This is a genomic window from Streptomyces sp. GB4-14, from assembly GCF_022696125.1.
Classification (GTDB): domain Bacteria; phylum Actinomycetota; class Actinomycetes; order Streptomycetales; family Streptomycetaceae; genus Streptomyces; species Streptomyces werraensis.
The window spans coordinates 61,689-74,275 of the sequence record NZ_RZHO01000001.1; the positions used below are offsets into that span (position 1 = coordinate 61,689).

Genomic DNA, 12,587 nt, shown 5'->3' on the forward strand with positions numbered 1-12,587 from the left:
CGTCCGGCGCCCCGGAAGGCCATGGCGCCGGGCGGATCGGTCGGGTGCCCAGGTGGGGGTCCTGCCCGTGTGGTGGGGCGTTGTGACTGCCGCCCCTCACCCCACCTCACCGCATGGGTGGGCTCTGGTTCACAGGAGCAGCTGGTCGATGGTGAAGGGCAGGGAGCGCAGTCGGCGGCCGGTGGCGTGGTGGACGGCGTTGCCGATGGCTGCCGCCATGCCGACCAGGCCGACTTCGCCGACTCCCTTCGTGCCGACGGTGGTGGCTCGGTCGGGGCCGCCGCAGAAGATCACTTCCATGTCGGGGATGTCCGCGTTGACGGGCATCAGGTAGTCCCCGAAGGTGGCATTGGCGATGCGTCCGGTACCTGCGTCGGTTGCCGTCTCCTCGAACATGGCTTGGCTGATGCCGCCGACGGTGCCGCCGGTGATCTGGCTCGAGGCGGTCTTCTCGTTGAGGATGCGTCCGCCGTCGATCGCGCTGACGACGCGTGCCACCCGCAGGAGGCCCAGTTGCGGGTCGATACGGACCTCGACGAACTTCGCGCCGAAGGCGCCGGCTGTGGCCATGCCGATCTTCTGAGGGTCGGGTGGTGTGCTGCGGCCGTCCGCGCTGAGCTCCTCCAGACCGTGACGGTCGAGGATGTCGGTGTACGCCTCTCCCTGGTCCGGTGCGTCAGTGCGGTGCAGACGGCCCCCGCTTGCGGTGACCTCGTGCGCTGCCGCTCCCCGCAGCGGGGAGGCATCGTCGTCACGGACGATGTCGAGGAACTCCTTGACGAGGTTGCCGCAGGCCATGTGCACAGCGTTGGCCAGCGCTCCGGTCAGGCCGGACCCTCCGGCCTGGGGCGAGTAGGGCATGTCGGAGTCGCCGAGGTCGAAGCGGACCCTGTTGAGGTCCAGGCCCAGGCATTCGGCCGCGAGCTGGGTCATGACGGTGTAGGTGCCGGTGCCGATGTCGGTTGCGGCGCTGGTCACGTAGGCGGACCCGTCGCGGCGCAGCGACGCCCGTGCCTGGCAGGGCACCTGGTAGAACGGATAGGACACGCCGGCCATGCCGTATCCGACCAGCCAGTTGCCGTCGCGCATGGAGCCGGTTTCCGGTGTGCGGCGTGCCCAGCCGAAGCGTTCTGCGCCGACGGTGTAGCACTCGCGCAGAGCCTTGCTCGACCAGGGCAGGCCCAGGACCGGGTTCTGCTCGGCGTAGTTGCGCAGCCGCAGTTCCAGCGGGTCCATGCCGAGCGCGTACGCCACCTCGTCGATGGCGGATTCCAGGGCGAAGTTGCCCTGGCCCTCGGCGGGGGCGCGCATGGAGCCCGGGCAGGGGATGTTGAGGCGGGCCTGACGGTCGTGGGTGCGGGCGTTGGGGCAGTCGTAGGCGACCGCTGATCCGGCGGCGACCGGTTCGTAGTCGTCGTCCTCCATCGCCACCGACGAGATGGCGCGGTGCTCGATCGCCGTCAGTTGGCCGCCGGAGGTGGCGCCGATCTTGATGTGCTGGACGCTGTTGGGGCGGTGTCCGACGGAGGTGAACATTTGTGGCCTGGTCAGGACGAGCTTCACCGGGCGTTTGACTTCGCGCGCGGCCATCGCCGTGAGGATGGTGTGGGACCACACGCGCAGTCCGGCGCCGAAGCCGCCGCCGACGAAGGGAGCGAGGACCCGCACGCCGCTTTCGGGGATCCGGAAGATCCGGGCGAAGGAGGTGCGCACGTTGTGCGGCCACTGGGTGGAGTCGTGGACGGTGACCGAGTCGCCGTGCCAGGAGGCGATGGTGGTGAACAGCCCGAGCGGGTTGTTGGTGTTGTCGGGGGTGGTGTAGCGCTCGTCCACGACGATGTCGGCCTGCGCGAATCCGGCTGTGACGTCGCCGCGCTCGGTGTCCAGTCCCCAGGGGTTCTCAAGGATTTCGGCGCGGGGGTCCTCGATGTCGAGCAGCGCCTCGCCCGGCTCGTACTCCACCTTGATCAGCGAGGCGGCGTGCCGTGCCTGTTCCGGGCTGTCGGCCACGACGACGGCGATGTGCTGGCCGTAGTGCAGGATGCGGTCGTCCTGCATGGGAGCCGGCGGAGAGGGGCCGAGCAAGGTCATCGGTCCGCGTTCCAGCTGGGGTGCGGTCAGGTGGGTGATCACCGTGAGGACGCCAGGAGCATGCTGCGCTTCGGAGGCGTCGATGCTGCGGATGCGCCCTGCGGCGATCGTGCTGCCCACCAGGGCCGCGTGCACCATGCCCGGGTAGATGTAGTCATTGGGGTAGTGCGCGGCCCCGGTGGTCTTCAGGGGGGCATCGACGCGGTCGACGCCTTCACCGATGACCGTGCGCGTCGGGTCTTCCAGAGTGGTCATGACGAGGCTCCCGCGACGGTCTCGAGCGTGCGCACCAGGGTGCGCTTGGCCAGCTCCACCTTGAACGCAGTACCGGGCAGTGTCCGGGCGCCCTCCAGAGCCGCTTCCGCGGCGGTCCGGAAGTTCTCGTCACTGGCCGTGGCGTCGCGCAGCACGTCCTCGGCGCTCCAGGCCCGCCAGGGAACGGTTCCCACTCCACCCAGGCCGATCCGTGCTTCACGGATGGTGTCGCCCTCCATCCGCAGGGCCACGCCGGCGGAGGTGAGAGCGAACTCGTAGGACACGCGGTCGCGGACCTTCATGTAGTGCGAGCGCGCTCCCTCGGGAAGAAGGGGGATCTCGACTTCCGTGATCAGTTCGCCGTGGTTCAGCACGTTCTCGATGTGGGGTGTCGTGCCGGGCTCACGGTAGAACTGAGTCAGCGGGACGGCGCGCGGCCCGTCCGCGCCCTGGATGTGGACGACGACGTCCAGCGCCACGAAGGGTACGGCTACGTCCGATGCGTGCAGGGCGATGCACTGGTCACTCGTTCCCAAGATCGCATGCATGCGCTGGATGCCGTGAATGGCGGCGCATCCGGAGCCGGGATCGCGCTTGTTGCACGCCGCGACGGTCGGGTCGCGGAAGTACCGGCACCGTGCCCGCTGCAGCAGGTTGCCGCCGATCGTGGCCATGTTGCGCAGTTGTGTGGACGCCCCGAGCAGGAGCGCCTCACGTACGAAGGGAAGCCGTTCGCGCAGCAGCGGGTCCGCGGCGAGTTCCTCCATCGTCGTCAGTGCGCCGACGTGCACCGTCGAGTCGGCGTGCATGATGCCTTTGAGGGGCAGCCTGGTGATGTCGACCAGCCGCTCGGGCTCGAGGACGCCGTCCTTCATGAGGTCGAGCTGAGTGGTGCCGCCGGCCAGGAACGACGTGCGGGGGTCTGCGGTGACGGCTGCCACCGCCTGCTCGGTCTCGGCGGGCCGGACATACTCAAACGGACGCATCGTTGCCCTCCGAAACGACGTCGCGGATCGCTGCGCGGATATTCGGATAGGCCCCGCAGCGGCAGATGTTTCCGCTCATGAACTCGCAGATGTCCGCGTCCGTGCCTGCGCGTCCCTCGGCTTCCAGGGAGACCGCGGACATGATCTGTCCCGGGGTGCAGTAGCCGCACTGGAATGCGTCGTGCCGGGCGAACGCCTTCTGCAAGGGATGCGGCTCGCCGTTGTCGGTGAGCCCTTCCACCGTGGTGATCTCGTGGCCGTCGTACTGAGCAGCCAGAGCGAGGCAGGAGACGATGCGTTTCCCGTCGACCAGAACGGTACAGGCGCCGCATGCGCCTTGATCGCAGCCCTTCTTCGCGCCGGTAAGTCCCAGGTGGTCGCGCAGGGCGTCCAGGAGCGTCACACGCGAGTCGAACCGCATGCGGTACGCATCCCCATTGACGCTGAGTGTGACTTCTACGTCCGGGATCTGTGATGTCGCTTCGCTGGGGCGCGTCGGCGTGTCGGCATGCTTCATAGCGCCTCGATTCATGAGGTTCGTGTTCAGAGCAGGAGCGCGCCTTGGCAACCGGAGTGGTTTCTGGTCGATGCTAAAACCGGGCACAAAGGTCCGCCATTCGTGGCAAAACGCGGGCATTGATCAAGAAGTGGGAACCGGTACCTCTGTGTTCTCGACTCGTCAGGTGGGGTGTTCCGAGCCGGGCGGCGTGACGGTCGAACGGTCCCGGGCGCCTGCAGGGATGGCCGCTTACGCTGGTTCCACGCGCGCCTGCCTGTTCTTTCCCGCCGTTCTCGGTGGCGCCACGGCCGTCTCGTACCGCGTGTGCATAGGGACCGATTCCACACTTCAGGAGCTGGAGATGTTGGATGTTGCGGAGCACCTGTACCGCTGGATCAAAGCTGATCAGGATTTCGCCGTCGCCACCGTGGTCTCTGTGAGCGGCAGCGCGCCGCGCATGCCCGGTGCGGCGCTGGCCGTCGACGCCGACGGAACGGCCGTGGGCTCGGTCTCGGGCGGATGCGTCGAAGGAGCGGTCTACGAGGCGTGCCAGGACTCCCTGCGCACGGGGCGCAGCCTGGTCCAGCGTTTCGGCTACAGCGACGAGGACGCCTTTGCTGTGGGCTTGACGTGTGGTGGTGTCATCGACATCGTCACCGTCCCCGTCCGTCGGTCTGATCCCAACCGCCGGCTCCTGGCGTCAGCCCTGGCGGGAGTGTGTGCTGACGAAGCTGTGGCCTTGGCCCGTGTGATCGACGGACCGGAGCCGTACATCGGCCGTGTTCTGGTCGTGCGGGCCGACGGCTCGATGGAGGGCACACTCGACGGGAACACCGAACTGGATCGTGCAGTTGCCGGCGAGGCCCGTGCATTGCTGGACGTCGGACGCACGTCCACCATTACGGTGGGTGCGGATGGTTCGTACTGCGGCCAGCCCCTGCGCCTGCTGGTGGAGGTCAGCGCCCCACCACCACGCATGATCGTTTTCGGCGCCATCGACTTCGCGGCCGCCCTGGTGCGGCTGGGGAAGTTCCTCGGCTACCACGTGACGGTGTGCGATGCCCGCCCGGTCTTCGCCACCCGTCAGCGCTTCCAGGAGGCCGACGAGGTGGTCGTCGACTGGCCGCACCGATACCTCGAAGGCACCGGCATCGACCGTCGGACCGTCTTGTGCGTGCTGACGCATGACGCCAAGTTCGATGTGCCCCTGCTCGCCCACGCCCTGCGGCTGCCAGTGGCCTACATCGGGGCCATGGGATCGCGCCGCACCCACGAAGACCGCGTCCGGCGCTTGCGGCAGGCCGGTGTGACAGACGAGGAGCTGGCCCGGCTGCGCGCGCCGATCGGCCTCGATCTGGGAGCACGGACCCCGGAGGAGACCGCGGTCGCGATTGCCGCTGAGCTGGTTGCGTCGCACAGAGGAGGGAGCGGTTCGCCGCTCACGGGTTCAGCGGCCCGCATCCACAAGGACGTCGCACCGCAGTGACCGGTTCACCGTCGTCGCAACAGGTACGGGGTCGCTGGGGTGCGGGTGGCAGAGCTCCGGTCGGCACTCGTGTCCGGCGGCACCTGCAGGCCGTCGTCGCGGGTGCATCCCGGGGTCGGCCTTGCGATTCTGACGGACGGGGATGCAGAGGGGACTGATGGTGGTGAGCACCCCGTATGACGACTCGGAGAAGTCGCTGACGCAGCGGCTTCCGACAGCCGAGTTGACAGTCGACCAGCACGGGACGATCACCCGGTGGAGCGGGGCTGCCCGGTCCCTGGTCGGTTTCACGGCCTCGGAGATGCGCGGCGAACCGGTCACCCGTCTTTTGTCCCCCCGAGTCGATGCATCGGGCGAGGGCGCGGACACCACCGCTCCGGTTCTGGTGCACGGCAAGGACGGTCGCGCCCAGGCCTGTCATGTGCGTATCCGGCCCGCCGATGACGTCGCCGGCGGCTGGGCCGTGACTCTGACGCCCGTGGCTGCGGGCGAACACGGTGACAGGGTGGGGTCTGCGGTGCTCGGAACTCTGTTCACGCAGGCACCGTCCAGCTTGTGTGTGTACGACTGTGACCTGCGGCTTCGCCAGTTCAATCCGGCGGCGCAGGGCATGCAGGGGGTTTTCGGCCCTCGCTCTCTGGGTCTGAGGCCGCACGAGGTGTGGCCGGATTCGAACTCGAAGGAGTTCGAAGTGCGCATGCGTCAGGTCCTGAAGTCCGGGATTCCGGTGCTGGGCTTCGACAAGCGGGGCCGTCCTCCGGACGATCCCGAGCATGAGCATGTCTTCGCGAACTCGATCTTCAGGCTGGAAGATGCCCAGGGGCGCGTGCTGGGCTTGGCCACCACAGCGGCTGAGATCACCGAACAGCGCAACGCGGAGGAACGCATTGCGCTGCTCGCGGACGCCAGCGCTGTGGTCGGCACGTCCCTGAGTGTGGTCGAGACCGGCCAGCAGCTCGCGGATGTCACAGTGCCCCGCTTCGCCGACGCTGCAACGGTCGACGTCCATGCACCCGTTCTCGCAGGAGAGGAACCCGATCCGAGCAACTCCGACTTGCGCCGCGTGGGCTTGCGGTACGGCGGCGGTGACCACCGGCAGCGACGCCGTCCCAGGTTTCCCTACCCGATCTCCATGACCGAGCACGTCGACGCCCCCTACCGGTCCGAGGTCCACATCCCCGCGGACGACGGGGAACCGCTGTACCGGAGTACCAGCAGCAGCCGGCCCGTCCCCTGCCTCGTAGCCCCGATGAAGGCCCGCGGCAGCGTCGTGGGGGCCGTGACGTTCTACCGTCTTCGGCCGGGCAGCTCCTTTTCCGACTTCGACAGCCTCACGGCCCGCGATCTGGCCTCCAGGGCGGCTCTGAGCATCGACAACGCGCGCCGCTATGTACGCGAGCACAACGCGGCGCAGGCCCTGCAGCACCAGATGCTTCGCCGCCGCACCACCGGGCAGAGCGCCGTCACGACGAGCCACTACTTCACTCCCGCCTCCGCAGGTGCCCACTGGTTCGACGTCATTCCGGTGTCCGGAGCCCGCGTTGCCTTCGTGCTGGGAGAAACGACCGAGGCGGGCCTGTCTGGGGCGGCCTTCATCGGCCGGCTGGGGGCAGCGGTGCACACGCTGGCGAGCCTGGACCTGGCTGCGGATGAGGTGCTGGCCCGCCTGGACACCTTGGTCACGCAGATGGCCGGCCCCGAGGACGACGCCCCCCGGCACGCGAACGTCTCCCCTGCCGCGGAGATCCGCTGCCTGTACGGCGTCTACGATCCCGTGTCCGGCCGTCTGTCCGTGGCCGTCGCCGGGCACGTCCCTCCTGCTGTCGCGGAGCCCGGGGAGAGGTTCAGAACGCTTCCTATGCTGGTCGGTAAGCCGCTCGGCACTGATGAGCGGCACTTCGTAGGCGCTGATTTCGATCTGTCCGACGGCAGTGTGATCGCCTTCCACACGCCGGCCCTCGGGCCCGGCACCCCCACGGCCCGCGACGACCGGACGCCGGAATGGCTTACAGGCGTCAGGGGCCCGGCTGCCGGGACACCGCTGGACGAACTGCGCGACACCGTCCTGGCTTCCTCCCCCGACACCGGGCACACGCCCAGCGGCGAGATTCTCCTGCTGGCCCGCACCCACCGCCTGGACGACGACCATGTGCACACGTGGGATCTGCCCGGCGACCCGGCGATCGTGGCCACTGCCCGCAGCCTGGTGCAACGCCAACTGGCCGTCTGGGGGCTGGAGGAGGCAGGGTCCGTCACCGAACTGGTGGTGAGTGAGTTGGTCACCAACGCCATCCGTCACGCCGAAGGCCCCGTACGTCTGCGCGTCATACGCGATCGCCAGGCGCTGATCTGTGAAGTGTCCGACGCGAGCACGACGGCTCCCCACCTGCGCTACGCCCGCACCGGCGACGAAGGAGGGCGAGGATTGTTCCTCGTCGCGCAACTCACCCAGCGATGGGGCACGCGGTTCAGCGACAGCGGCAAAACCATCTGGACCGAACAGGACACGCAGCCGCCGGCATGACCCCTCCCCCGCCCTGATGGGAAGCTGCGGCCGGCCTTCTTGGTCCACAGGACGGGGCGCCGGCTCGGGCCCTCCGATACCGGGCCGCGGCCCGGGCGCCGTGCGGCCGTCTGCAGCGGCCGGGCGAGCACGGGCCGCACTGCCCAGTGGGGACGGCGCGGTATGCGGCGGGAGGGATCAGGCGGCGGTGACGCGCCGGGCGGTCTCCTTGCCCTTGAGGACGGCGTCCTCCAGGGCGCGTGCCCAGGACTTCTCGGCCAGCGGGATGAGTTCGGCCATGTCCGGGTTGGAGTGCGCAGCCGTCAGTTCCGGGACGATGAAGTCCAGTTCGAGGCCCATGTACTCGTTGAGGATGGACCGCAGGTAGTTCTGCACGTACTCGGACGCTTCCCTGGGTGTGCCCGGCGCATACGACCCGCCGCGGCTGGCGATCACGGTCACCGGCAGGCCCTTGACGCTGGAGGCGTCTCCGGTGGTGCGTCCGACCATGAGGACGTGGTCGATCCACGCCTTGAGGGTCGAGGGGATCGTGAAGTTGTACATCGGCGCGGCCAGGAGCACTGCGTCGGCCCGCTCGAGTTCCTCGATCAGCCGGACACGGCGGGCCATCGCCGTGGCCTGCTCCGGAGTACGTGCCTCGGCGTCCACGAACGCTGCGGAGAAAGCGTGCTGGTCCAGGTGCGGCAAGGGCTCCGCGGCAAGGTCGCGATAGATGACCTCTCCGTCGGGGTGCTGCTCCCGCCACGCGTCGCAGAACCTCATCGCCACGGTGCGGGACTTCGAGGTGGTGCCGAGGTTCAGGGAGGAGTCGATGTGCAGCAGGGTAGCCATGTGTGCTTCCAGGTCTGTACGGATGATCAGGTCGGGCGGCTCGCGGGGAGCCTGCGTCCAGACTGGCTCCGCTTTCCCCCACCCGCCAAAGCGGTCGTTAGCTACTTACTTTTCGTAAGTCACAGTGGTGGCCGGCATCAAAGACGCGGCGGCAAACTCGCCTTCCACCTCTGCCGGTCACCCTGCGCGGTGACGCCGGCCGGACAAGAGGCCGGCTCACCCCTGAGCAGCAGGCCGCTCCCCGCGAACTCGGCATCTTCCGGGCGCAAGAGGGAGCGGCAGGCCTGTGAGCGGGCTGATACCGCCGACTACAGCTCGAACTCCACGTGTTCGATGTCCGTGAAGCGCACTTCTTCCAGGGTGCCGGCGCGGCGGCCGCCGTCCTGGAAGTACACCTCGCGGAGTGCGTCGGCGGTGATCTGCTGGAGTTGGCGGTCGTCGGCGCCGGCTTCCTGGGCGTCGAAGAGGCGTGCCGCGTGGTGCGGGGGCAGGGCGACGGTCAGGTGTCGGACGCGGGACTCGTCCGTGGAGCCGATGGGTGCGGTGTAGCCGAGGCGGGCGCGGGTGTCGATGACGATGCCGTCGCTGGTCGCCGCCCGCTTCCGGGCCTGGGCGCGGATCTGGGGCTGCCAGCGTTTTTTCACCTCCCGTTCGAGGCGGGCGGCCAGTTCGGGGCGGGGTTTCCTGATCTGGTTCTTCACGTAGCGTTCGACGGTGCGTTGTGAGACGCGCAGCAGTTGGGCGACCGCTTTGGTGCCCTTCAGTTTTCTGACCAGGTAACGCATCTGTGCGGGTGCGGTTTTCGGGGCGGGGCGGGTGAACGCTTTGTGGACCGCCGCCTCCAGGCCGTCGCCGATCACGGTCATTCCTGCTCTGCCTCACTCGCCGGTGTCGGTGTCGGTGACGGTGCCGTCCTTGATGTACCGGGCCAGGTTCAGGGTCGGTGCGTCGAAGCGTTCACGGACTTCCTCTCCCCACAGGACGGTCTGGGTGCCCTCGTGTTTCACCAGGCCTGGGTTGACGCCCAGTTTGAAGCCCCCGGGGAGCGGTTTGTCGTCGCGGTAGGGCAGGAAGTCCAGCGGAGAGGGGCCGGGGGATGCGTAGACGACGCAGTCCGACAGGACCGCCACCGGGTACTGTCCCGTGTACGCCGCGTGTTTGACGATTTTGCGGTGCAGGTTGATGCGGGTGCGGGAGATGACCGCGGCGCGGATGTCGGGGCGCCAGGTGGGGCGGGACAGGGCGCGCCATGGCTGGCCGGGGCGCCAGCCTTCTCCGCGGGGGCGTTCGCGGAGTTTGCCGAGTCCGCCCTTCACTGTTGCCTTGATGGCTGAGACGACCAGCCCCAGGTCGGGGTCACGGTCTGTGTAGCTGTCCATCGCGGTGAGGAACTCGGCTGGGGGCAGGTCGGTGTGGACGCCGAGGTCTGCCATGGTCGTGAGGTAGGCGTCGCGCAGGCGTTTGTACCAGTTGTCGAGGTAGCGGCCGTGGTGGTGGCGGAGCCAGGCCTCCAAGGGCTGTACGTCGTAGCCGAGTTCCGTCGCGTAGGCGACGGTGGGGGTCGCGTACCAGGCGGGGCCCTGGGGGCGGTCGCCCTTGGGCGTGAACGGGGAGGGCAGCAGGTCTCCGTCCAGGTTCACCCATTCCTTGCCGAGTCTCACCCGTGACAGGTCGACGTGGGAGAGGTCGACCAGCCACGAGCCGGGCAGCTTGGGGTCGAACTCCGGGTTCGTGACGTGGGTGGGTGCGTCGAGGCCGACACTCAGGCCGTTGGCGCCGGCGGCGAAGGCCATGTTGACGTCGATGCCGACGAGGTGGTGCAGGGTGCATTCCTCGTCCGTCATGGGCCGTGCCCAGTCGTAGGCCTCTTCGAAGAGTTTCTCGTCCGGTCCGCGGACGTGGAAGCGGGGAAGGTGGGCCAGGACGGGATGCCCGTCGGGGGCCTCGCACGGTGCGGGGTCGACCGGCTGGGCGCCCAGTGAGCCCGGGTTGCGCTCCGGGTGCCGTCGGCCGGCGGCGTCGGGCTCGGACGCGCGGGTCGGCGGGTGCAGCGCCGTCATCAGTTCCAGGCCGGTGACGGCGGTGGAGCCGCGGGGTGTCATCACGCGGGTGGCGTACACGCCCAGGACGCGGGCGAGTTCCGCCGGGGGGAGCTGGGCGGCGTGGCCCCAGTGACGGGTGTCCAGTGCGTGCCAGGCGGGGATGCACAGTTGCACGCACTGGCGCTCCGAGCCCTGGGCGGGGCGGTAGATCCGCGCCCACGGGCCCAGGCCCCGCTGGGTGAGTTTCCAGTCGGCGCGTGCCAGTTGTCTGACGGTGGTGTGGCCGTCGGGGATGCGGCCCGCCCGTTTTTCCTCGTCCGTGAGCGCGGTGGGCAGGCCGAAGTGTTCCAGAGCGGCTTCGGTGAGGACCAGCAGCGGGTCGGCAGGGCGGCCCGGGCCGGAGAGCTTCGGCTGCCCCAGCCTCGCCTTCGACAGGGTCCACTCCACCAGGGACGGCAGGGACGTGGCGGGCACGTCCAGGATCTGGCCGCCCACGCAGTAGGCCGACACCTTCCCGTCCTCGGCGTCGACGACCGCCAGGGGTCCGTTCTCGAAGCGCGCGTCTCGGGGCGCTGCCGGCTCAGAGGTCTTCGCCGGGACCGGGGTCGTCTTTCGCGGGGTGGGTTGTCCGTCGGCCGTGCGGGCGGGTGTCTCGTCCGCGGCAGGGGCAGGGGCATGGGGTGGCTGGGGCGTGACGGGAGAGGGAGCGGGGGTGGAGGTGGAGGGCTCGGGGGTGGAGGGCTCGGCGGCCGGGGCAGGCCCGGTGGCCGGCGTCGCCACGGGAGGAGCGGGCGCTGGCGGTGCGGGGTAGAGCTCCGCGAGCTGGTTCAGCAGCCGGGCGTAGGCGTCGCGCTCCGGCGGGCGGGGTTCCGTTTTGCCCGCCTCCCAGCCGGAGACCGTGGCCCGGCGTACCTTCAGCGCCGCGGCCACTTCCTCGATGGTCAGGCCGTGCGCGGTCCGCAGTCGCTTCCGCTCGGCCGGTGGTGGTAGCGCGGCCCGTGACGCGACCAGCGCGTCCACCGCGTCGAACAACTCGGACACCGGACACCTCCCAATCGGCATCCTACCCCCTGAGCATCCTCTGGGCGTACGAACCGCGTACGTTTTGCGTACGAATCGCGGCGGATGTGCGGCGGAACGGACCCGGCGAGGGTCGAGGGTACGGACCCGCTCAGGGATCTTGGGTGAGGGTTTCCCAGCCGTGCTCCAGCAGGTCGAAGGCGCTGATGACCGCTGCCCTGGGGTCGGCGTGGCCGTATGCGGCGCGCGGGGCTTCGAGGGCGAAGTGGGCCAGTGCCAGGCAGGCGGGGTCGTCGGCGGGGCGGCCGGTTTCCTCGGCGATGACGCGGGCCAGGGCGGCTGTATGGCGCAGCCACATGTTCTGGCCGTAGTCGCGCAGTGCGGGGGTGGTGGTCACCAGGTTGAGGAAGGCGGTGAGGCGGTCGTCGCCGTCGGGGGTGAGCAGGCGGGAGTTGAGGGCGTGTTCGCGCAGGGCGGCCGGGACGGAGGCGCCCGGGGGGCGTTCGCGGACGGCGTTGAGCAGGCGTTCCTCCTGGTCGTCGTCCTCGTCGAAGACGAGGGCTTCCTTGACCGGGAAGTGCTTGAACAGCGTGGTGGTGGACACGTCGGCGGCGTCGGCGATCTCGCGGATGCCGACGGCGTCGTAGCCACGTTCCAGGAAGAGGTGCAGGGCGGCGTCGGCGATGGCTTTGCGTGTGGCGGCCTTTTTGCGTTCGCGGCGGCCCGGGGGTGCGGGGGTGGTGCCGGGTGCGGGGGTGGTCGGGGGCATGCCCGCACCTTACCCGTTTGGTTGACCGGATCCAAAAGTTGAGTTGTTGCACTTATTTAGTTGTTGTGTTTTTCTGGGCGCGGC

General features: G+C 69.1%; 9 protein-coding genes. 2 read left to right on the forward strand and 7 right to left on the reverse strand.

Annotation, left to right across the window (positions count from 1 at the left end):
• Window positions 1-129: 129 nt before the first annotated feature.
• The 3 genes from ELQ39_RS00290 to ELQ39_RS00300 are packed head-to-tail and all read right to left on the reverse strand — an operon-like array spanning window position 130 to window position 3,849.
• On the reverse strand, window positions 130-2,346 hold the full coding sequence (locus ELQ39_RS00290; protein WP_242590441.1) for a xanthine dehydrogenase family protein molybdopterin-binding subunit: 2,217 nt from the start codon (window positions 2,344-2,346) through the stop codon (window positions 130-132).
• Window positions 2,343-3,332, reverse strand: coding sequence for an FAD binding domain-containing protein (locus ELQ39_RS00295; protein ID WP_189408998.1), 990 nt, complete (start codon window positions 3,330-3,332; stop codon window positions 2,343-2,345). The genes ELQ39_RS00290 and ELQ39_RS00295 overlap by 4 nt, the downstream gene beginning before the upstream one ends.
• Window positions 3,319-3,849 carry a (2Fe-2S)-binding protein gene (locus ELQ39_RS00300; protein ID WP_190005495.1) on the reverse strand — a complete coding sequence of 177 codons (531 nt, stop codon included), beginning with the start codon at window positions 3,847-3,849 and terminating at the stop codon, window positions 3,319-3,321. Before ELQ39_RS00300 ends, ELQ39_RS00295 begins: the two co-directional genes overlap by 14 nt.
• A 343-nt stretch (window positions 3,850-4,192) precedes the next feature.
• On the opposite strand from ELQ39_RS00300, the gene ELQ39_RS00305 reads away from it, so the two are divergent.
• Window positions 4,193-5,317, forward strand: a complete 1,125-nt coding sequence (locus ELQ39_RS00305; RefSeq protein WP_242590664.1) for an XdhC family protein — start codon at window positions 4,193-4,195, stop codon at window positions 5,315-5,317.
• A 157-nt stretch (window positions 5,318-5,474) separates the two neighbouring features.
• Window positions 5,475-7,841 carry an ATP-binding SpoIIE family protein phosphatase gene (locus ELQ39_RS00310; protein WP_242590443.1) on the forward strand — a complete coding sequence of 789 codons (2,367 nt, stop codon included), beginning with the start codon at window positions 5,475-5,477 and terminating at the stop codon, window positions 7,839-7,841.
• A 177-nt stretch (window positions 7,842-8,018) separates the two neighbouring features.
• Here the strand turns inward: ELQ39_RS00310 and ELQ39_RS00315 are convergent, their stop codons facing one another.
• The 4 genes from ELQ39_RS00315 to ELQ39_RS00330 form a co-directional block, all read right to left on the reverse strand.
• On the reverse strand, window positions 8,019-8,672 hold the full coding sequence (locus ELQ39_RS00315; protein ID WP_242590445.1) for an FMN-dependent NADH-azoreductase: 654 nt from the start codon (window positions 8,670-8,672) through the stop codon (window positions 8,019-8,021).
• Between the two features lie 308 nt (window positions 8,673-8,980).
• Window positions 8,981-9,538 carry a telomere-protecting terminal protein Tpg gene (tpg, locus tag ELQ39_RS00320; protein ID WP_242590447.1) on the reverse strand — a complete coding sequence of 186 codons (558 nt, stop codon included), beginning with the start codon at window positions 9,536-9,538 and terminating at the stop codon, window positions 8,981-8,983.
• A 12-nt stretch (window positions 9,539-9,550) separates the two neighbouring features.
• The gene (tap, locus tag ELQ39_RS00325; protein ID WP_242590449.1) at window positions 9,551-11,755 is read right to left on the reverse strand and encodes a telomere-associated protein Tap; all 2,205 of its coding nucleotides are present in this window, start codon (window positions 11,753-11,755) and stop codon (window positions 9,551-9,553) included.
• Between the two features lie 130 nt (window positions 11,756-11,885).
• Window positions 11,886-12,503 carry a TetR/AcrR family transcriptional regulator gene (locus tag ELQ39_RS00330; RefSeq protein ID WP_242590451.1) on the reverse strand — a complete coding sequence of 206 codons (618 nt, stop codon included), beginning with the start codon at window positions 12,501-12,503 and terminating at the stop codon, window positions 11,886-11,888.
• Window positions 12,504-12,587 lie beyond the last annotated feature (84 nt).